At 32.2% G+C, this 326-nt stretch carries 1 pseudogene; it reads left to right on the top strand.

The features are described 5' to 3' along the window. Nucleotides 1-326, top strand: a pseudogene (locus tag LPB88_RS23765) (HlyD family secretion protein); the annotation flags it as partial.

The raw sequence follows: 326 nt of genomic DNA, 5'->3' as shown, positions 1-326 counted from the left end.
CACCAAAGTACCACACTGGATGATACGTTGGGGAACGGTCTTGATATTTGCTATTATATTTTTGCTGTTTTTTGTGTCCTGGTTTATCAAATATCCGGATGTAGTAAATACCGAAATTGTGATTACAACGAATATTCCGCCAGAGAAAATAGTTTCTAAATCTTCTGGAAGAATCGAAGCTATTTTAGTAAAAAATAAAGAAGTAGTCCCAAAAAACACAACATTGGCAATTATTGAAAATACAGCCAATTACAAGGATGTTTTTTTGTTAAAAAGTATTGTTGACAAATATAACGTCAATGATTCAAAAAAAGCCTTTCCGTTTG

Origin of the sequence: Flavobacterium sp. JAS, assembly GCF_020991455.1 — a bacterium.
GTDB lineage: Bacteria > Bacteroidota > Bacteroidia > Flavobacteriales > Flavobacteriaceae > Flavobacterium.
The sequence above is the reverse complement of the archived record's forward strand: the minus strand, read 5'-3'. Positions and strand labels throughout refer to the sequence as shown.